We start from the raw sequence: 365 nt of genomic DNA on the forward strand, positions 1-365 counted from the left end.
CCAGGCGCCGCACCCCATACTGGCGCACGGCATGCTGCGCGCACAGCATGCCGATGCCGCGCGTGCCGCCCGTCACCAGCAGCACCTGCTGCGCCTCGAAGCGCGGCAGCGGCGCCAGCCCGGCCGCGGGGGCCAGCGCTTCGCCGCGCAATAGCGCGCGGTAGCGCTGCGCGCCCCGGTAGCACACTGCCGCTTCCAGGTCGTCGGTCTGCAGTTCCGCGCAGACCTGCTCCAGCAGCTCGGCCTCGCCGGCGCCCTCTTCCAGGTCCACATGGCGCGACACCAGACGGCCGTACTCGCTTTGCAGCATGCGGTACAGGCCCACGCGGCGCGCGCCGGCCAGATTCACCTGCGCCTGGCGGAAG

1 protein-coding gene is annotated in these 365 nt (G+C 73.7%); it reads right to left on the reverse strand.

All coding sequences use genetic code 11. The features are described from left to right. A partial coding sequence (locus tag ACZ92H_RS29540; protein ID WP_465052401.1) for a Rossmann-fold NAD(P)-binding domain-containing protein occupies positions 1 to 365 on the reverse strand: 365 nt, incomplete at both ends.

The organism is Janthinobacterium foliorum (assembly GCF_978021625.1).